Annotated in this window: 19 protein-coding genes; 18 read left to right on the forward strand and 1 reads right to left on the reverse strand. The window is 59.7% G+C overall.

The annotated features are described in order from the left end of the window. Window positions 1-8 precede the first annotated feature (8 nt). Complete coding sequence (gene dnaA / locus EV688_RS14980) at window positions 9-1,496, reverse strand: chromosomal replication initiator protein DnaA (protein ID WP_117319294.1); 1,488 nt, start codon at window positions 1,494-1,496, stop codon at window positions 9-11. A 667-nt stretch (window positions 1,497-2,163) separates the two neighbouring features. Here dnaA and rpmH point away from each other — a divergent pair. The 18 genes from rpmH (at window position 2,164) to EV688_RS15070 (ending at window position 18,185) form a co-directional block, all read left to right on the forward strand. Further along, window positions 2,164-2,298 (forward strand): 50S ribosomal protein L34, encoded by a 135-nt coding sequence (gene rpmH / locus EV688_RS14985; RefSeq protein WP_117319293.1) that lies wholly within the window; start codon window positions 2,164-2,166, stop codon window positions 2,296-2,298. 50 nt (window positions 2,299-2,348) lie between these two features. Next, entirely contained in the window at window positions 2,349-2,723 is a 375-nt protein-coding gene (gene rnpA / locus EV688_RS14990; RefSeq protein WP_117319292.1) for a ribonuclease P protein component, read from the forward strand. Next, on the forward strand, window positions 2,720-2,947 hold the full coding sequence (yidD, locus tag EV688_RS14995) for a membrane protein insertion efficiency factor YidD (RefSeq protein WP_117319291.1): 228 nt from the start codon (window positions 2,720-2,722) through the stop codon (window positions 2,945-2,947). Before rnpA ends, yidD begins: the two co-directional genes overlap by 4 nt. 7 nt (window positions 2,948-2,954) lie before the next feature. Then, the gene (gene yidC, locus EV688_RS15000; RefSeq protein ID WP_117319290.1) at window positions 2,955-4,703 is read left to right on the forward strand and encodes a membrane protein insertase YidC; all 1,749 of its coding nucleotides are present in this window, start codon (window positions 2,955-2,957) and stop codon (window positions 4,701-4,703) included. 40 nt (window positions 4,704-4,743) lie between these two features. Further along, complete coding sequence (gene mnmE, locus EV688_RS15005) at window positions 4,744-6,126, forward strand: tRNA uridine-5-carboxymethylaminomethyl(34) synthesis GTPase MnmE (RefSeq protein WP_117319289.1); 1,383 nt, start codon at window positions 4,744-4,746, stop codon at window positions 6,124-6,126. Between the two features lie 463 nt (window positions 6,127-6,589). Further along, the gene (gene mnmG, locus EV688_RS15010; RefSeq protein ID WP_117319287.1) at window positions 6,590-8,497 is read left to right on the forward strand and encodes a tRNA uridine-5-carboxymethylaminomethyl(34) synthesis enzyme MnmG; all 1,908 of its coding nucleotides are present in this window, start codon (window positions 6,590-6,592) and stop codon (window positions 8,495-8,497) included. A gap of 55 nt (window positions 8,498-8,552) precedes the next feature. Continuing rightward, window positions 8,553-9,182: a 16S rRNA (guanine(527)-N(7))-methyltransferase RsmG gene (gene rsmG, locus EV688_RS15015; protein WP_240624436.1), complete on the forward strand. Its 630-nt coding sequence runs from the start codon at window positions 8,553-8,555 to the stop codon at window positions 9,180-9,182. 4 nt (window positions 9,183-9,186) lie between these two features. Next, on the forward strand, window positions 9,187-9,999 hold the full coding sequence (locus tag EV688_RS15020) for a ParA family protein (RefSeq protein WP_117319285.1): 813 nt from the start codon (window positions 9,187-9,189) through the stop codon (window positions 9,997-9,999). Then, window positions 9,996-10,883 (forward strand): ParB/RepB/Spo0J family partition protein, encoded by an 888-nt coding sequence (locus EV688_RS15025; protein ID WP_117319284.1) that lies wholly within the window; start codon window positions 9,996-9,998, stop codon window positions 10,881-10,883. Before EV688_RS15020 ends, EV688_RS15025 begins: the two co-directional genes overlap by 4 nt. A gap of 237 nt (window positions 10,884-11,120) precedes the next feature. Continuing rightward, window positions 11,121-11,477, forward strand: coding sequence for an ATP synthase subunit I (locus tag EV688_RS15030; RefSeq protein WP_162883983.1), 357 nt, complete (start codon window positions 11,121-11,123; stop codon window positions 11,475-11,477). Window positions 11,478-11,546: 69 nt separating this feature from the next. Further along, window positions 11,547-12,425, forward strand: coding sequence for a F0F1 ATP synthase subunit A (gene atpB / locus EV688_RS15035; protein WP_117319282.1), 879 nt, complete (start codon window positions 11,547-11,549; stop codon window positions 12,423-12,425). Window positions 12,426-12,464: 39 nt separating this feature from the next. Next, window positions 12,465-12,692: a F0F1 ATP synthase subunit C gene (gene atpE, locus EV688_RS15040; RefSeq protein ID WP_117319281.1), complete on the forward strand. Its 228-nt coding sequence runs from the start codon at window positions 12,465-12,467 to the stop codon at window positions 12,690-12,692. Window positions 12,693-12,756: 64 nt separating this feature from the next. Beyond that, complete coding sequence (locus EV688_RS15045) at window positions 12,757-13,227, forward strand: F0F1 ATP synthase subunit B (RefSeq protein ID WP_117319280.1); 471 nt, start codon at window positions 12,757-12,759, stop codon at window positions 13,225-13,227. 13 nt (window positions 13,228-13,240) lie between these two features. Next, window positions 13,241-13,777, forward strand: a complete 537-nt coding sequence (locus EV688_RS15050; RefSeq protein WP_117319279.1) for a F0F1 ATP synthase subunit delta — start codon at window positions 13,241-13,243, stop codon at window positions 13,775-13,777. A 17-nt stretch (window positions 13,778-13,794) separates the two neighbouring features. Further along, window positions 13,795-15,339 (forward strand): F0F1 ATP synthase subunit alpha, encoded by a 1,545-nt coding sequence (gene atpA, locus EV688_RS15055; RefSeq protein WP_117319278.1) that lies wholly within the window; start codon window positions 13,795-13,797, stop codon window positions 15,337-15,339. A 15-nt stretch (window positions 15,340-15,354) separates the two neighbouring features. Beyond that, window positions 15,355-16,218 carry a F0F1 ATP synthase subunit gamma gene (gene atpG, locus EV688_RS15060; RefSeq protein ID WP_117319277.1) on the forward strand — a complete coding sequence of 288 codons (864 nt, stop codon included), beginning with the start codon at window positions 15,355-15,357 and terminating at the stop codon, window positions 16,216-16,218. A gap of 86 nt (window positions 16,219-16,304) precedes the next feature. Further along, complete coding sequence (atpD, locus tag EV688_RS15065) at window positions 16,305-17,702, forward strand: F0F1 ATP synthase subunit beta (protein WP_117319276.1); 1,398 nt, start codon at window positions 16,305-16,307, stop codon at window positions 17,700-17,702. Between the two features lie 54 nt (window positions 17,703-17,756). Beyond that, on the forward strand, window positions 17,757-18,185 hold the full coding sequence (locus EV688_RS15070; RefSeq protein WP_117319275.1) for a F0F1 ATP synthase subunit epsilon: 429 nt from the start codon (window positions 17,757-17,759) through the stop codon (window positions 18,183-18,185). Window positions 18,186-18,366 lie beyond the last annotated feature (181 nt).

Genomic DNA, 18,366 nt, shown 5'->3' on the forward strand with positions numbered 1-18,366 from the left:
CATTGTGCTCAAGTCGTTAGAGATCGCAACAAGTTCTTGTAATCTTCGTGTATATCCGAGCTTGTTTCTCGCAATTCCTTGATTTTTCGACAGGCGTGAAGAACTGTGGTGTGATCGCGTCCACCAAAACTGTCGCCGATCTCCGGCAAACTGTAATTAGTCAGCTCCTTGGCCAGTGCCATCGCGACTTGCCGAGGACGCGCCACGGAGCGACTGCGACGGCGTGACATCATGTCTGCCACCTTGATCTTGTAATATTCCGCCACCGTGCGCTGGATGTTGTCCAGGCTGACCTGCTTGTCCTGCAGCGCCAGCAGATCCTTCAGGCTTTCCTTGACCAGGTCAACGTCCACGGCGCGCCGAGTGAAGTTAGCACTTGCTATCACTCTCTTCAGCGCTCCCTCGAGCTCGCGCACATTGGATCGGATCCTCTGGGCGATAAAGAAGGCCGACTCAGGGGGCAGGTCAACCTGTGATTGCTGCGCTTTTTTCATGAGAATCGCCACCCGTGTCTCCAGGTCGGGTGGCTCGACAGCAACCGTCAGACCCCAGCCAAACCGGGATTTCAGACGTTCCTCAAGGCCATCGATTTCCTTCGGATAGCGATCACAGGTAAGAATCATCTGCTGTCCACCCTCAAGCAGGGCATTGAACGTATGGAAGAACTCTTCCTGCGACCGGTCCTTTTTCGCGAAAAACTGGATATCGTCGATCAGCAGTGCATCCACCGAGCGGTAATAGCGCTTGAAATCCGTGATGGCGTTGAGCTGCAGCGCCTTGACCATATCGGCGACAAAGCGCTCGGAATGCAGATAGACAATACGCGCCTCAGGATTGTTGACTTTCAGCGCGTTACCCACAGCATGCATCAAGTGTGTTTTGCCAAGACCCACGCCGCCGTACAGGAACAGCGGGTTGTAGGCATCCCCGGGATTCTCTGCGACCTGCTGTGCCGCCGCGAGCGCGAGCTGGTTGGACTTACCCTCGACAAAATTCTGGAAGGTATAGTTGCTGACAAGATTGTGCTGATGCTGCAGTGCTTCGTGCACCTCGGAATCATTGGCGCGGCCAAAGCTGGCTGTCGGCGCTGACGGCATAGCGCGCGCTGCCGGTGCGCTCTCGTCTGCATTCCTGGACGAGAGCGCAGATGGCGCAGGCGACGCATAGGACAGCGAATCACCCGCCGGTGCCGTGTGCGTGGAGGGACTGGCTGAAAAGGTGGCAAACGATGCCTGTGTTCCCGAGGTCGCCTGTGCGTTGCCGATTTCCAGAACAACATCAACCCCCGCGCCCCCGGGATACTCTCTGACCAGCTCCGATATTCGCCCGGCGAATTTATCCGTCACGAAATCGCGGATGAAACGATTGGGGGCAAACAGACGCAGAAGCCCACTTTCCTCGCTCGCCTGCAGGGGGCGAATCCACGTATTGAACTGCTGGGCCGGCAGCTCGTCCTGCAGCCGGGTTTTACACTGTGACCATGATACCTGAGACAAAACCTACCCTCTTCCGATTGAACCACCAGGGCTCAAACCGTGACTTCTTGTTATCAGCTGATGTGCTTCGATCGGCTCTGTTGACGAACCCGGCGGGCTCTCCCCGAAAAACGTCATCATAACCGCCGCAAACTGACTTATCCACACATTTACTCAATATTTTTTATTTTTATTTCTTATTAATTTCAGTTACTTACCGGTTTTATCGCCCATTTCTGAGAAATAACCCAATTCCGCGTGAGCACACGGTTTTCTGTGGATAACCTGTTAATTTCTTTGGGGGAAACTGTTTGTCGATGGCCACAGGTCACGTGTTCACAGGGCCTCCCGTCGGCGCGCCGCGGCATGTTCGGGGGGCGATGCCAGTGACGTGTGTCAGCCACCACTACTCGGCAACACCGCCGACGGGAGGGCGGGGTCAGGGCATCGGTAATACACCGCGACGCCCGAACATTACTCGCTCAACTGACCTGAAAACAACGTGAAGCTAACGCGAACGGCTTTGCCAGCAGCCTGGCAGGCAGCCAGCGACAAAGAAAAGCCTGCAAGTCATTGAATTGCCCGGAGGCTTTCTCTAGAATGCACCTCCTTTTTTACCGTCCGCTGGGTCGGTCGCCAAGCGACCCTGTACACCGACGCGGCCTTTACGCAACCACGAGATTCCGTCATGAAAAGAACCTTCCAGCCCAGCGTCCTCAAGCGCAAGCGCACACACGGCTTTCGCGCGCGAATGGCCACTCGGGGAGGACGCGCCCTGATCAACCGCCGTCGCGCCAAGGGCCGCAAGCGCCTCTCGGCCTGACGCCCGGGTAACGGTAGCGAGCGGGTATCCGCTCCTCTCTGCCGTGTCCGATGTCAAATCATTTTGGCAGGCACAAGCGACTGCTCAGTGCGAGCGATTACCGTGTGGTATTCAGCGGTGCCTCTCTGCGGGCAGGACAAAACGAATTTCTGCTCCTCGCGCGATCCAATAACTGCGGTCATCACCGACTGGGGCTTGCCGTGGCAAAAAAACACGTGCGCCACGCCACGCAGCGCAACCGCATCAAGCGCGGCGCTCGCGAGGCCTTTCGCCATCTGCCCGACAGTGAGCCGGGGCTGGACATTATTTTCCTGACCCGACCGGGTGCCGCGAAAACCAGCAATGACGTCTACACCAGGGATTTGCCGCGCCAGCTTCAACGCCTGTGCAGTAAGGCCGCCGTGCAGGCAGACACCCCGTCATGAAGCAGGTGCTGATCTTCATCATCAAGCTATACAAGTGGTGTGTCAGCCCTTTCGTCGGTCACCACTGCCGCTTCTACCCAACCTGTTCTACCTATGCCTGTGAAGCCATTGCCACGCATGGCAGTCTGCGTGGCTCCTGGCTCGCGTTGCGCCGCCTGCTGAAATGCCATCCGTGGCACGAAGGCGGTGTCGATCCCGTTCCACCCTGCCCGGATAATTGTTGACGCTTCTATGGATATACAACGCACGCTTCTGATTGGTGCCATCGTTCTTCTGTCTTTCATGTTGCTCACGGAGTGGGTCGCATTCAAGGACGAAAGGAGGAGCGTCCTCGAGCAGGGCGCGGAGCGCCTGACCGCCAATGGCGACACACAGACGCGGGACACTCCCTCTGTCAGCGAGCCTGGCTCAGCCAGATCCGCGGCCATCACCGACACCGCTACAGCACAGAGCACGGTCAACGACCTGCCCCAGGATCTGCCCCCGGCGCCCGACAACACCGGCGAATCGGTCGAGGAGCGCAACACGAGTGAAACGAACGACGACATTATCCAGGTCTTTACGGGAACACTGCAGCTCGCGATTGATCTGAACGGCGGCGACATTGTGGAAGTTGCCCTGCCCAAGCACCTGGCAGAAATTGATGACCCGGACACCCCGTTTGTTCTGCTGGAGCGAAACAGTCGACGCACCTACGTCGCCCAGAGTGGTCTCATCGGCAAAGACGGTATCGATTCACAGCAGCGGGCGCGCTTTACCAGCGATTCGCGACGCTATGAACTGGCGCCCGGCGAAGACACACTCACTGTCGATCTGCAGTGGCAAGGCAACAACGGCATCCGCGTTACCAAGCGCTACACCCTTCGCCGGGATCTGTATGTCGTGGACGTCAAATATCTGGTCGAAAACAATACCGACCAGCGCTGGCAGGCCAACCTGTTCGGACAGATCAAGCGCGACAGTTCGCCGGCACCCAGTAGCGATGCCGGCATGGGAATGCAGCCATTCCTGGGCGCCGCGACGACTCAACCGGATGATCGCTTTACCAAGTTCTCTTTTGATGACATGGCGGAGGAACCGTTCAAGCGCCAGCTCACGGGTGGCTGGATGGCCATGATCCAGCACTATTTTCTCAGCGCCTGGATTCCCAATCCGCAGCAGACCCACAGCTACAGCACCCGGGTGACCGCCGACGGCTTCAACATTGCTGGCTTTACCAGCCCGGCCCTGGTGGTCGATCCCGGTAGCACCGGCTCCACCGCGGCCCAGTTCTATGCCGGCCCCAAGAACCAGTATCGACTCGAGGAAATCTCGCCCTACCTGGAGCTGAGCGTCGACTATGGCTGGCTGTGGTGGATTGCGCAGCCGCTGTTCTGGCTGTTGACGCAAATACAGAACATTGTCGTGAACTGGGGACTTTCCATTATTCTCCTTACGGTGGTTATCAAGGCGGCATTTTACAAGCTGTCCGCCACCAGCTATCGCTCAATGGCGAACATGCGTCGCGTGCAGCCGAAAATGCAGGATATCCGGGAACAGTACGGCGACGACAAGCAGAAACAGTCGCAGGCCATGATGGAGCTTTATCGCAAGGAGAAGATCAATCCTCTCGGTGGCTGTCTGCCGATTCTCGTGCAGATGCCAGTGTTCATCGCCCTTTACTGGGTATTGATGGAAAGTGTCGAGTTACGCCACGCTCCCTTCGTGCTCTGGATTGACGACCTGTCGGTCATGGACCCCTACTTCGTGCTGCCTCTGATGATGGGTGCCAGCATGTGGTTCATGCAGAAACTCAACCCGCCACCACCGGACCCAATGCAGGCCAAGATCATGCAGTGGCTGCCCGTTGTGTTTACCTTCTTCTTCCTCTGGTTCCCGGCGGGGCTTGTCCTTTACTGGGTGGTCAACAACCTGCTGTCGATGGCGCAGCAGTGGTATATCACCCGACAGATAGAGAACGCGGCCCAGAAACCCGCCTGAGCCGGGCCTTCGGGCTCGGTCTCTATCGGCAAGGCATGGAATGACGCTCACAGGATTGCCCGACGACACGATAGTCGCGATCGCCACCGCACCGGGACGGGGCGGTGTGGGTATTGTCCGTCTTTCCGGTCCGCAATCCGACACGATCACCGCCAGGCTTACCCAGGGCACAGCGCTGAAACCGCGCCACGCGACCCGCGTCACCGTGCACGATGCCAACGGCGAGCTGCTGGACGACGGGCTGGCGCTGCGCTTCCCGGGGCCGCACTCCTTCACCGGTGAGGATGTGGTTGAGCTGCACTGTCACGGGGGGCCCATACTGCTTGACCTGGTGGTACAGGCGGCCTGTCACGCCGGCGCCCGCACTGCGCTGCCGGGTGAATTTTCCCGCAGGGCTTTCCTGAATGACAAGATCGACCTGACACAGGCCGAGGCGATCGCCGATCTGATCAACAGCACCACCGCCGCCGCTGCGCGCAATGCCAGCCGTTCCCTTACCGGCGTGTTTTCTGCGCGGATCGATGCCCTGGTAGAGGCAGTCATCGGTCTGCGCGTCTACGTGGAAGCCGCCATGGACTTCCCGGAGGAGGAAGTCGATTTCCTTGCTGAGGGTGACGTCGGCGCCCGGCTCGAGGATCTGCTGACGCAGCTGGACGCAGTGATGACTGCCGCCCGGCAGGGCAGTCGTATCCGTGAGGGCATGAAGCTGGTGATTGCGGGTGCGCCCAATGCCGGTAAATCCAGCTTGCTCAACGCCCTGGCGGGCCGCGATACGGCCATCGTGACGGACGTGGCCGGAACTACGCGCGACCTCCTGCATGAGAATATCGACATCGATGGCCTGCCACTGCATATCGTGGATACCGCGGGCCTGCGGGACAGCGCGGATGCCGTTGAAAAGGAGGGAATTCGACGGGCTCTGGCGGAAATCCAGGAGGCCGATCGGGTATTACTGGTTGTGGACGACAGTCATCTTCCCGACACCGTTGACCAGGCCATGCTCTGGCCTCCCGGCATCGTGCCACTCCCCGACGGTACTGGCCTTACCCTGATCCGCAACAAGTGCGATCTGAGCGGCCGTCCATCGGGAATCGTTGCTACGGAAACAGGCGCTGAAATCACCTTGTGCGCACGATCAGGATTCGGTGTAGAGACGCTTCGACAGCATCTACGTGACGTCGCGGGACTCGATGCCAGTGTCGTGGAAACCCCTTTCAGTGCACGTCGCCGGCACCTGGAATCCCTCGCCAGAGCGCGACGCTATCTGGTTTCCGCCATTGCCCAGCTGCGCGACGCCGGTGCAGGAGAGCTGGTGGCAGAGGACCTGCGCTGCTGCCAGGATCAGCTCGGAGACATCACTGGCAGGGTGACCAGCGATCAGTTGCTGGGGGAGATTTTCAGCAGTTTCTGTATTGGCAAGTGAGGCAGCTGGCTCCATCAACGCGTGTATCAATCCTGCAGGCGTTTAAAAAAACGTCTGCGGGACCATAGAAATCTGCACTGGAGAAGTCGGGTAAAACCACTGGGTATCCGGTGTGCCCCTGTGGACAATCATGGATATACCGTTGCAACGCGTGCTTGCCCCGAGATCCATCAACACGGCGTGCACCGTCAATACCGGAGTCGGGGCCTCTTGCTGAACAGGGATATTATTGGCGTAAATCATTGTTTTATATAACATAGTCGGGGTTTTCAACAGACAGTCGCTTGACCATCAGTAACAGTAGTAATCCTTTATATATCTTTTAAACTATATTTCTAATCTATAAATCTTTTAAACCTGTGACTGGTTAAAATTTCGCCACGCAGCGCTTTGCTGACTGTTCACTGCGGGCGTATACTGCGTCGCCCCCGGTACGGGGAAAATGTAAATACGGGTTGGGTGCATGCAGTTTCCGGAAACATTCGATGTCATTGTGATTGGCGGCGGGCACGCCGGTACGGAAGCGGCCCTGGCCGCGGCCCGTATGGGTTGTAGCACGCTCCTGCTCACTCACAGCATTGACACCCTGGGGCAGATGTCCTGCAACCCGGCGATTGGTGGTATTGGCAAAAGCCATCTGGTCCGCGAAATTGACGCTCTTGGTGGAGCGATGGGACTGGCCACCGACCGCGCCGGAATACAGTTCCGCGTCCTCAATGCGCGCAAGGGACCTGCAGTCCGCGCGACTCGCGCCCAGGCCGATCGCGTGCTCTACCGCAGCGCCATTCGGGAGACGCTGGAACGTCAGGAAAATCTGCACATTTTCCAGCAGTCTGTCGATGACCTGATGATCAGCGGTGACCGTGTCATCGGTGCACGCACGCAGATGGGGGTCGATTTCCTGGCGGATCGCGTCATTCTCACTACCGGGACATTCCTCGGTGGCAAGATTCACATCGGTCTGGAAACCTCGGCCGGTGGCCGAGCTGGCGACGCGCCCGCCAACGCGCTCGCTCAGCGACTTCGCGCTCTGCCATTCCGCGTCGCCCGATTGAAAACCGGCACGCCGCCGCGCATTGACGCGCGATCGGTGGATTTCCAGCGGCTTCAGGAGCAATGGGGTGACCAGCCTGAGCCGGTGATGTCCTTCCTCGGTAACACCGGCATGCATCCCGAGCAACGCTGTTGCTGGATCGCCCATACCAACGAGCAGACTCACGACATCATTCGCACTGGACTTGACCGGTCGCCCATGTACTCCGGCGTTATCGAGGGTGTGGGGCCGCGGTACTGCCCGAGTATCGAAGACAAGATACACCGCTTCGCCGACAAGACTTCCCACCAGATTTTTCTGGAACCCGAGGGCCTTACCACCAACGAACTGTATCCAAACGGCATTTCCACCAGCCTGCCTTTCGACATCCAGGTGGCTCTGGTGCGCTCCATTGCCGGGTTGGAGTCCGCGGTTATTACTCGACCGGGATATGCGATCGAGTACGATTTTTTCGATCCGCGCGATCTGCGACACTCCCTCGAGACCCGGGCGGTGCGGGGGCTCTACTTTGCCGGCCAGATCAATGGCACTACCGGTTACGAGGAGGCGGCGGCGCAGGGTCTGCTCGCCGGCATCAACGCAGCGCTGGCATCACGCGGCGAGCAACCCTGGTGTCCACGACGCGACGAGGCCTACATCGGGGTGCTGGTGGATGATCTCATCAGTATGGGCACCCTTGAACCCTATCGCATGTTCACCTCCCGGGCCGAGTACCGCCTGCTGTTACGTGAGGACAATGCCGACCTGCGGCTTACTGACCATGGGCGGCGCCTGGGGCTTGTGACTGATGCCCGCTGGCAGACCTTCGAGGAAAAACGCGAGGGGATCGAGCGGGAACAGGCGCGGCTGCGCCAGCACTATGTGCAGGCGGGTAGCCCACAGGCCCAGCAATTGAGAGCGCGTCTCGGCAGCGACCTGTCGCGCGAATATTCTCTGGCTGATCTGTTGAAGCGACCGGAAATCGAGTACGCGGACATAGCGCCCCTGTTCGAAGGAGCAAGCGCTGACCCGCAGGTGGCAGAGCAGGTCGCTATCCAGGCCAAATACGCCGGTTATATCGAGCGGCAGCAGGCTGAAATAGAGCGCATGGTGCGATTCGAGTCCCTCCGCCTGCCGGATACGCTGGATTACGATATCGTGGAAGGACTCTCCCACGAAGTCCGTCTCAAGCTGGCCGCGGCACGACCGGAGACCCTCGGCCACGCCGGGCGTCTGCCCGGTGTCACGCCGGCTGCCGTGTCACTCCTGCTGGTGCACCTGAAAAAGGCGGGTGGTGACGCTGCCAGGGGCGCATCCGACACGCGTAAAAGCGCCTGACGTGAGTCGTGGCGAAGAAGTCGGGATCCTGAGGGACGGATGCCGGCAGCTTGGGGTGTCGACACCGCCCGGCGCACTCGATACGCTCCTAGATTATCTGGATCTTCTGGAAAAGTGGAACCGTGCCTATAACCTGACGGCGATTCGCGAGCGCAGCGACATGCTGGTACGCCACCTCCTCGACAGTCTGTCGGTGCTGCCTCATCTTCGGGGCAGCCGATTTCTGGATATCGGCACGGGCGCGGGGCTTCCGGGTATCCCCCTTTCCATTCTCGAGCCCCAGCGGCAGTTCGTGCTGCTCGACAGCAATGGCAAGAAAACCCGCTTTCTCTTTCAGGTGCGCCTGGCACTGTCGCTGGCCAACGTCGAGATCGTCGATTCCCGCATTGAAAACTATCGTCCAGCGCAGCCGTTTGACGGGGTTCTGTCGCGTGCCTTTGCATCCCTCCCTGACATGGTTACTCTGTGCGATCACCTCATGCTAGACGGTGCCCACCTGTATGCCATGAGGGGGGCAGCCGGCGAGGATGAGACCCATGGCCTCCAGCAGTCCGGGATGCCGGCGCATTGCGAACCACTGCATGTACCGGGATTGGATGAGCCGAGAAGTCTCGTGACAATTTACCCGCCGGGCAAGCGAGATGCCGGCCGACGTGGCAGCGACCACATGAAAACTCGGGGATAGACAGTTGCCACGCATCATAGCGATAGCGAACCAGAAGGGCGGCGTCGGCAAGACGACGACCTGTGTCAATCTCGCGGCGTCGCTGGCAGCGATGAAACAGCGGGTGCTGCTGGTGGATCTCGATCCCCAGGGCAATGCGACCATGGGCAGCGGTGTCGACAAATATGCGGTTGAGCAGAGTATTTACGATGTTCTGGTTCATCGCACCCCGGTCAGCGAGGTAGCGCAGCCGGCCGGTGAGTCGGGCTTCCACGTACTGCCTGCCAACGGGGATCTGACCGCTGCCGAGGTGGAGCTGATGCAGGTGGAGGGTCGCGAACGACGACTGCGGGCCAGTCTTGCGACCGCCGCCCAGGATTTCGATTACATTCTCATTGACTGTCCGCCATCACTGAACATGCTGACGCTGAATGGACTGGTGGCTGCAGACGGCGTGATCATCGCCATGCAGTGCGAGTACTACGCCCTCGAAGGCCTGTCTGCTCTCATGGACACGATTCGCCGGGTGGCGGACAGCGTCAACACCTCACTGCAGGTCGAAGGTATACTGCGCACCATGTACGACCCGCGCAACAGCCTGACCAACGATGTGTCGTCCCAGCTTCATGGCTATTTTGGCGACAAGGTCTATCGCACGGTAATTCCGCGCAATGTCCGCCTCGCCGAGGCCCCCAGCCACGGCTTGCCCGCCATGTATTACGACCGTTACTCGCGCGGCTCCCGCGCCTACATGGCCCTGGCGGGCGAGATCATCCGGCGTGAGGAGCAGCGGGTTGCGGCGGCTACCGGGGTAGCAACAGACGAGGCGATGCCATGAGCAGTCGAAAACGCGGCCTGGGACGTGGTCTGGACGCCTTGTTGGCATCTGCCAACACGGCATCCGTGCGTACCGACGAGCCGCTTGTGGACGAGACTGCGGTGGACGGGCAGCTGAAATCGGTACCGGTGGATCTTATACAGCGTGGCAAGTATCAACCGCGACGCGACATCGAGCCGGAAAGCCTGCAGGAGCTGGCCGACAGCATACGTGCGCAGGGGCTGATGCAGCCCATTGTGATTCGACCGATATCCGACAAGCGCTACGAGATCATTGCCGGTGAGCGTCGCTGGCGTGCCGCCCAGCTGGCAGGTCTGGATGCGATTCCGGCAATGGTCAGGGATGTCGGCGATGATGCGGCCATCGCAATGGCGCTGATCGAGAATATCCAGCGGGAGGACCTGAATCCGATCGAGGAAGCCGCAGCACTTCAGCGGCTGCAGACAGAATTCGAACTGACTCAGCAACAGGTGGCGGAAGCGGTTGGCAAGTCCCGTTCCACGGTTGCCAACCTTCTGCGCCTGATGGCTCTGCAGCCGGATGTGCGCCGACTGCTTGAGCATGGGGACCTCGATATGGGCCATGCGCGCTGCCTGCTGGCGCTTGAGGGCGAGACCCAGTCGCATGCCGCGCGGACGGTTGTGGGACGCGGGCTCTCCGTGCGACAGACGGAAGCACTGGTGCGGCAATGGCTGGCCAGCCCGCAGGGCGATGACAAGGCAGCGCCGACGATAGATCCGAACATCCGGCAGCTGCAGGACGAGCTGTCGGATAAACTGGGTGCCCGGGTCAGCATTCAGCACGGTGCGGGCGGCAAGGGTCGGCTGGTTCTTAACTACAGCAGCCTGGATGAACTCGACGGTATACTGGCGCATATCAAGTAAACAAATCCTGCGCAGCTGCATACCATATCTATGCCGTTATCCTGCCGGGGTTTCCATATGTAGTACCCTCACGCCTCAGCACGCGGTGAACTTCCGCTGCTGTCCGGGATAAAGTTGAACGTAGTCCACTTTATCCCTATAATGCGCGCGCCGAAACGAGGACACACTCGCGTGGCTGACGGCAAGCAGAAAAGTGCCGGTGACAATGGGAACAGAGTCCGGTTAAGGCCGCCGCCAGTGCACAACATTACACTGACGCAGCTGGCTGTCCTCCTCCCTTCTTTCGCCGTCGTCGCCTGGTTGTTCGACCGTACCAGTGCCGTGTCGTTTGCTGCCGGGGCAGCGGTCAGTATCCTGCCCCAGGCGTGGTTTGCCGTGCTGGTGTTCGGTTTCCGGCAGCGTCGATCCCTGCTGCGGGCTGCGCGGGGTGCTTACGCGGCACACGCCGGCAAGTTTTTGTTGAGCGCAGCGGGGTTTGCCCTGGTGTTTGCGCTGCTAAGGCCGGTCAGTGCGCCGGCAGTGTTCGCCGGGTTCGGCATCATGTGGACGCTGCAGACGGTGGGATCAGCACGGTTGCTGAGAGCGGGCTACTGAGTAGGCTGCGGGGCGGGGTCCCGCACAGACCTGGGTAGCAGGAAATACAAAGCGCAGAGAGTGAGTTTCATGGCAGGCGAAAACCAGACGGTTTCAGAATACATTGTCCACCACCTCACCAACCTGACCTATGGCAAGTTGCCCGGCGGGTACGAGCGTTATGATGGCTCTGTGGTAGCAGACGGCGGTGCATGGGTCATGGCCCACGGCGGTGACGAAGCGGCGGCCATGGGGTTCTCCGCGATTCACGTCGACTCCATGATCTGGTCAATCGGCCTTGGCGTCGTCTTCTGCCTGCTGTTCCGTTCCGTGGCCAGAAAGGCGAGCTCGGGCGTGCCCTCCGGCGTGGTGAACGCCGTTGAAATGATCGTCGGTTTCGTCGACAACACCGTCAAGGACAGCTTTCACGCGCGCAACAGCATGATTGCCCCACTGGCGCTGACTATCTTTGTCTGGGTGTTCTTCATGAACCTCATGGACCTGGTGCCGGTCGATCTTATCCCGCATACCCTCATGCTGCTTGGCGTTGAATACCAGAAAATCGTGCCCTCCACCGATCCGAATATCACCATGGGCATGGCGCTGGGTGTCTTCATTCTGATGCTCTACTACTCAATCACGATCAAGGGCGTGGGTTTTCTCAAGGAACTGACGCTGACACCGTTCAACCACCCGGTGTTCATTCCCATCAACCTGTTCATGGAGGTTGTGGGTCTTCTGGCCAAGCCGTTCTCGCTCGGGCTGCGGCTGTTTGGCAACATGTATGCCGGTGAGATGATCTTCATTCTGATTGCAGCGTTGTTCAGCGCCGGTATCATGTGGTTGCTGCCCGCTGCGCTCATGCAGATCGGCTGGGCAATATTCCACGTTCTGATTATTACACTGCAAGCTTTCATCTTCATGGTGCTGACGATCGTGTATCTCAGCATGGCTCATGAAGATCATTAATTACCCCACTGTCAGGTAATCAACCCCTAGGAGAAAATGATGGAACTGATTTACGTTGCTGCCGCAATAATGATGGGTCTCGGTGGTCTTGGCGCCGCTATCGGTGTTGGACTGCTCGGCGGAAAGCTGATCGAAGGCTCTGCGCGTCAGCCGGAGCTGGCACCCAAGCTGCAAACCACGTTCTTCCTTGGCGCCGGCCTCGTGGACGCTATCCCGATTATCGGTGTCGGTATCGCGATGTACCTGATCTTCGTGGTTGCCGGCTGAACAACAGCGGTAACCATTTCAACGGGGTGGCTTGTCCACCCCCAGGATTCGTGAGGAGCAAGGTGTGAATATTAACCTTACGCTGATCGGGCAAATGCTGGCCTTTGTCGCCTTTGTCGTGTTCTGCATGAAGTATGTGTGGCCACCGATCATGGGCGCCATGCAGGAGCGCGAGCGCAAGATTGCCGATGGTCTGGCAGCCGCAGAGAAAGCCGAGCACGATCTGGAGCTGGCCAAGGAAAAGTCGGTCGAACGCCTGAAGGAAGCCAAGCAGGAAGCGGCGTCTATCGTCGAGTCCGCAAACAAGCGCGCCAGTCAGATCGTCGACGAGGCGAAGCAGACTGCCGTCGTTGAAGCCGATCGTGTCAAGGCTTCTGCGCAGGCTGAAATCGAGCAGGAGGTCAATCGGGCACGCGAGAAGCTGCGTGGCCAGGTCGGTGCCCTGTCGCTGGCGGGTGCGGAGAAGATCCTGGGTGCTTCCATAGACCAGCAGGCACACAGTGAGCTGGTGGACAAGCTTGTCGCCGAGCTGTAATTGAGAGGGTTCCATGGCTGAATTAAGCACGCTGGCACGTCCCTACGCCCGGGCCGCGTTTGAATACGCCGATGGCCATTCGGCACTGGATGCCTGGCTGGAGGAGCTTGCGACCGCCGCCGCTATCGCAGCGGAAGCGCGGGTGCGCGAGGTACTCTCGCGGCCGGCGCTGACGACCGAAAAGCAGGCAGAGCTGTTCATCGAGCTGTGCGGCGAGGCGATATCGGCACCGATGGCCAATTTCGTTCGCGTACTGGCAGCCAATCGTCGCCTGACGCTATTGCCCGAGATCAGTGCGCAGTTTGCCGAGCTGCGAGCAGCGCGAGAGAAATCCATCGACGTGCACGTCATTTCAGCCTATGAGCTCTCGCAGGAAGCGCGTGACCGTTTGTCCGATGTCCTTGGCAAGCGACTCGAGCGCGAGGTACGGCTCAGCAGTGAAACAGACAGCAGCCTGCTCGGTGGGCTCCTTATCAGGGCCGGCGATACCGTTATCGATGGCTCCGTGCGCGGCAGGCTGAACAAGCTTGCCGAAGCACTGACAAACTAGAATTTGAGGAACAGAGCATGCAGCAACTGAACCCTTCGGAAATCAGTGACATCATCCGCCAGCGTATTGACCAGCTGGAGGTCGGCAGTGAAGCCAAGAATGAGGGCACCGTTGTCTCGGTCACCGACGGTATTATCCGCATACACGGCCTGAATGAGGTCATGTACGGTGAAATGATCGAGTTTGATGGCGGTACCTACGGGATGGCGCTCAACCTCGAGCGTGACTCCGTCGGCGCCGTGGTCCTCGGTGACTACAAGGGTATTGCCGAAGGCCAGTCCTGCCGCTGTACCGGCCGTATCCTTGAAGTCCCTGTTGGACCTGAGCTGCAGGGTCGCGTCGTCGATGCCCTCGGAACACCGATAGATGGCAAGGGCCCGATCAACGCGAAAATGACCGATGCGCTGGAAAAGGTGGCGCCCGGCGTTATTGCTCGTCAGTCGGTTGACCAGCCGGTGCAGATCGGCCTCAAGGCCATTGACGCCATGGTGCCGATCGGCCGCGGACAGCGCGAACTGATCATCGGTGACCGCCAGATCGGCAAGACCGCCATCGCGGTCGACGCCATCATCAACCAGAAGAATACCGGCATCAAGTGTATCTATGTGGCGGTGGGCCAGAAGGCGTCCTCCGTCGCCGCGGTCGTGCGCAAACTGGAAGAGCACGGTGCCATGGACCACACCATCGTGGTTGCTGCAACCGCCTCAGACCCCGCGGCCATGCAGTATCTGGCGCCGTTTGCCGGCTGCACCATGGGTGAGTACTACCGCGACCGTGGTGAAGATGCCCTCATCATTTACGATGACCTGACCAAGCAGGCCTGGGCCTACCGTCAGATCTCGCTGCTGCTGCGCCGTCCGCCGGGCCGCGAAGCCTATCCCGGTGACGTATTCTACCTGCACTCGCGTCTGCTCGAGCGTGCCGCCCGGGTGAATCCGGATTACGTCGAGAAGTTCACCAATGGCGAAGTCAAGGGCAAGACAGGATCGCTGACCGCCCTGCCGGTGATCGAGACCCAGGCCGGCGACGTGTCTGCCTTCGTACCGACCAACGTGATCTCCATTACCGATGGCCAGATCTTCCTTGAGGCGGACATGTTCAACGCCGGCATCCGTCCCGCAATGAACGCCGGCATCTCGGTCTCCCGGGTTGGTGGTGCTGCGCAGACCAAGATCATCAAGAAGCTTGCCGGGGGCGTACGTACTGCCCTCGCCCAGTATCGGGAACTGGCGGCCTTCTCCCAGTTTGCATCGGACCTCGATGACGCCACCAAGGCCCAGCTGGACCACGGTGAGCGCGTGACCGAGCTCATGAAACAGGGGCAGTATGCGCCGCAGAGCGTGTCCGAAATGGGCATCATGCTTTATGCCGCCAATGAAGGCTTCCTCAACGACGTCGAGGTCAACAAGATAGGCGATTTCGAAAGCGCCCTGCTGTCCTACATGCACGCGGAGCACGGTGACCTGATGAAGGAGCTGGCGGAGTCCGGCAACTACGGCGATAACGTCGCTGCCACGTTCAAGGCAGCGATCGAGAAATTCAAGGCCACGCAAACCTGGTAAGCACCGGAGAGACTGATGGCAGTTGGCAAGGAAATTCGCACCAAGATCTCGAGCATCAAGAGCACGCAGAAGATCACCAGTGCGATGGAAATGGTCGCCGCAAGCAAGATGCGCAAGGCGCAGGAGCGTATGCAGGTCGGCAAGCCCTACGCGCGGCGCATGCGCTCCGTTGTTGGCCACATCGCCAATTCGGCGCCGGAGTACCGGCATGTCTACATGCAGGAGCGAGCGGCACGGCGGGTCGGCTTCATCGTGATCGCGACGGACCGCGGTCTGTGTGGCGGTCTCAACGTCAACCTGTTCAAGGCTACCATCCGGTCGATGAAGGAGTGGGCGGATGCCGGTGCGGAAATCGACCTGTCGCTGATTGGTGCCAAGGCCTCCGCGTTCTTCAACGCCTACGGCGGCAACGTCGTTGCTGCGGTGCGGGACATCGGCGAGGCGCCTAGCCTGTCGGACCTGATCGGCGCCATCAAGACCATGCTGGATGCGTACGAGGATGGCCGCATCGACCGCTTGTTCCTGGTGGGCAATGAGTTCGTCAACACCATGACGCAGAATCCTGTCGTCGAGCAGTTATTGCCGCTGGAAGCGGAAGAAAGCGACGACATGGCACACCACTGGGATTATATCTACGAGCCCGATGCCAAAGAGCTGCTGGAGCGGCTGCTTACCCGCTATATCGAATCACAGGTGTACCAGGCTGTGGTGGAGAATGGCGCCTGTGAGCAGGCGGCCCGCATGCTCGCGATGAAGAACGCGACCGACAATGCCGGCGACCTGATTGATGATCTGCAGCTTGTCTATAACAAGGCACGGCAGGCGTCGATTACGCAGGAACTGTCGGAAATCGTTAGCGGCGCAGCGGCAATCAGCTGACGCCCGGATAACGACACAGACAATGGGCGGTGCCGGGAATCGGCGCCGCGACCAGAACGAACGCAACAGCAACAGAGGATCCGGACATGAGTAGCGGACGAGTCGTACAAATTATCGGCGCGGTAATCGACGTGGAATTTCCACGCGAAAACGTCCCGCGGATCTATGACGCGCTGGTGGTCAGTGACAAGGAACTGACCCTGGAAGTGCAGCAGCAGCTTGGTGACGGCGTTGTGCGCACGATTGCCATGGGCTCCTCCGAGGGCATCAGCCGTGGCCTCGCGGTCACCAACACCGGGGCACCCATTTCTGTGCCGGTGGGGATCGAGACGCTGGGCCGCATCATGGATGTGCTTGGTAACCCGATTGACGAGTGTGGCCCCATCGGTGAAAACGAGCGCGCGTCCATCCATCGCGATGCCCCCGCCTACGAGGACCTGGCTGCATCCAACGAACTGCTCGAAACGGGAATCAAGGTGATCGACCTGGTGTGCCCGTTTGCCAAGGGCGGCAAGGTGGGCCTGTTCGGCGGCGCCGGTGTGGGCAAGACCGTGAACATGATGGAGCTGATCAACAATATCGCGACCGAGCACTCCGGCCTGTCCGTGTTCGCCGGCGTTGGTGAGCGCACCCGGGAGGGCAACGACTTCTACTACGAAATGCAGGAGTCCAAGGTTGTCGACGTCGAGAACTTCAGTAATTCGAAAGTGGCCATGGTCTATGGCCAGATGAACGAGCCGCCCGGCAACCGCCTGCGCGTGGCCCTGACCGGCCTGACCATGGCCGAGAAGTTCCGCGACGAGGGTCGTGACGTCCTGCTGTTTATCGACAACATTTATCGTTATACCCTCGCGGGAACCGAGGTGTCGGCACTGCTCGGTCGCATGCCCTCTGCGGTGGGCTATCAGCCGACACTGGCCGAGGAAATGGGTGTTCTGCAGGAGCGTATTACCTCCACCAAAGTCGGCTCGATCACGTCAATCCAGGCGGTATACGTTCCGGCGGACGACCTGACGGACCCATCGCCGGCAACAACTTTCGCCCACCTCGACTCCACGGTGGTTCTGGCGCGGGATATTGCCGCCAAGGGTATCTATCCGGCGGTCGATCCGCTGGACTCCACCTCGCGCCAGCTCGATCCGCTGCTGATCGGCAATGATCACTACGATACCGCCCGCGGTGTGCAGACGGTGCTGCAGCGTTACAAGGAGCTGAAGGACATCATCGCCATTCTCGGCATGGACGAGCTCTCGGAAGAAGACAAGCAGACGGTCGCCCGAGCACGGAAGATCGAGCGCTTCCTGTCCCAGCCCTTCCACGTCGCGGAGATCTTTACCGGGGCGCCGGGCAAATATGTGTCGCTGAAGGACACGATTACCGGCTTCAAGGGCATTCTCGCGGGGGAATACGATCACCTGCCGGAGCAGGCCTTCTACATGGTCGGCGGCATCGAAGAAGCCGTTGAAAAGGCGAAAAAACTGTAAGCGGCGTTTTATCGAACCTTCATTCGGCTTCTTACCTGAGAACGGGACGACAACATGGCTATGACGATCCATTGCGACATTGTCAGCGCTGAGGAATCCATTTACTCCGGGCTCGTGGAAACGCTGGTCGCCACGGGGGACATGGGCGAACTTGGCATCACCTACGGGCACGCACCACTGCTGACGGCGCTGCGCCCCGGTCCGGTGCGGATCGTCACGCAGAAGGGCGAGGAAGCCGTGTATTACGTCTCCGGTGGCTTCCTGGAAGTGCAGCCGGGCGTGGTGTCCATTCTGGCAGACACCGCGCTGCGCGCCGATGATGTCGATGAAGCCGCTGCTGAAAGTGCGCGCCGCGAGGCGGAACATGCGCTGGCCAACCAGACCGGTGACTTCGATTACGGTCGCGCTTCTGCGCAGCTCGCCGAGGCAGCGGCACAGCTGGCAACCCTGCGCAAGATGCGCAATCGCGCGGGTCGCGGCTGAGCGCGTCCCGCGCGCAGTGTTATCACTGCGGCGGCGCTTCGCAGTACGCAACATCGGAAAAGCCGGGACAGGTTCCCGGCTTTTTTGTGTCCGACGACTGCCCGCCACCTGTGTATCGGGTCACAGACCCGGTCATTCCGTCGTTGTAATGCCCGGCACTGACGCTAAGATGCACGCTGTT

The sequence above is a fragment of the Chromatocurvus halotolerans genome (genome assembly GCF_004340525.1).
Lineage (GTDB): Bacteria > Pseudomonadota > Gammaproteobacteria > Pseudomonadales > Halieaceae > Chromatocurvus > Chromatocurvus halotolerans.

What these genes read in the sequence shown, in the direction of transcription:
- atpG (WP_117319277.1), top strand. Translation starts at nt 15,355, where the DNA reads ATGGCAGTTGGCAAGGAAATTCGCACCAAGATCTCGAGCATCAAGAGC.
- EV688_RS15070 (WP_117319275.1), top strand. Translation starts at nt 17,757, where the DNA reads ATGGCTATGACGATCCATTGCGACATTGTCAGCGCTGAGGAATCCATT.
- mnmG (WP_117319287.1), top strand. Translation starts at nt 6,590, where the DNA reads ATGCAGTTTCCGGAAACATTCGATGTCATTGTGATTGGCGGCGGGCAC.
- yidD (WP_117319291.1), top strand. Translation starts at nt 2,720, where the DNA reads ATGAAGCAGGTGCTGATCTTCATCATCAAGCTATACAAGTGGTGTGTC.
- EV688_RS15050 (WP_117319279.1), top strand. Translation starts at nt 13,241, where the DNA reads ATGGCTGAATTAAGCACGCTGGCACGTCCCTACGCCCGGGCCGCGTTT.
- EV688_RS15025 (WP_117319284.1), top strand. Translation starts at nt 9,996, where the DNA reads ATGAGCAGTCGAAAACGCGGCCTGGGACGTGGTCTGGACGCCTTGTTG.
- atpE (WP_117319281.1), top strand. Translation starts at nt 12,465, where the DNA reads ATGGAACTGATTTACGTTGCTGCCGCAATAATGATGGGTCTCGGTGGT.
- mnmE (WP_117319289.1), top strand. Translation starts at nt 4,744, where the DNA reads ATGACGCTCACAGGATTGCCCGACGACACGATAGTCGCGATCGCCACC.
- atpD (WP_117319276.1), top strand. Translation starts at nt 16,305, where the DNA reads ATGAGTAGCGGACGAGTCGTACAAATTATCGGCGCGGTAATCGACGTG.
- rnpA (WP_117319292.1), top strand. Translation starts at nt 2,349, where the DNA reads ATGTCAAATCATTTTGGCAGGCACAAGCGACTGCTCAGTGCGAGCGAT.
- yidC (WP_117319290.1), top strand. Translation starts at nt 2,955, where the DNA reads ATGGATATACAACGCACGCTTCTGATTGGTGCCATCGTTCTTCTGTCT.
- atpA (WP_117319278.1), top strand. Translation starts at nt 13,795, where the DNA reads ATGCAGCAACTGAACCCTTCGGAAATCAGTGACATCATCCGCCAGCGT.
- rpmH (WP_117319293.1), top strand. Translation starts at nt 2,164, where the DNA reads ATGAAAAGAACCTTCCAGCCCAGCGTCCTCAAGCGCAAGCGCACACAC.
- atpB (WP_117319282.1), top strand. Translation starts at nt 11,547, where the DNA reads ATGGCAGGCGAAAACCAGACGGTTTCAGAATACATTGTCCACCACCTC.